The sequence below is a fragment of the Bacillus sp. AFS073361 genome, from assembly GCF_002567005.1.
Lineage (GTDB): Bacteria > Bacillota > Bacilli > Bacillales > Cytobacillaceae > Neobacillus.
Genome location: NZ_NUZU01000191.1, coordinates 1 through 268 on the forward strand (window position 1 = coordinate 1; position 268 = coordinate 268).

Consider the following 268-nt stretch of genomic DNA (forward strand, 5'->3'; position numbering starts at 1 on the left):
ATGCTAACCGGTGCAGGATTTGTCGGTAACCCTTCCAGATAGAGGTAGAGCGCCTGAGCAGACTCCTTACGAGCAAGACTTTTCAGCGCTTTCAGCTTGAGTAGGACTTTATATTCACTGGCATAGAGGTCTTTCAGAGACATACTGGGGGTGAGGAGCACAATATCATTCGCAATATCTATTGTGGACTCTCCCATAAGCTGCACCATATGCGTCTTCTCAGTGGGTTTACCTGAGTCTTTTGAGAATTCAACAATCGTAGACATGA

Annotated in this window: 1 pseudogene; it reads right to left on the minus strand. The window is 45.9% G+C overall.

Annotation, left to right across the window (positions count from 1 at the left end):
* A pseudogene (locus COJ96_RS29065) lies at window positions 1–209 on the minus strand (replication protein RepA); the annotation flags it as partial.
* Window positions 210–268 lie beyond the last annotated feature (59 nt).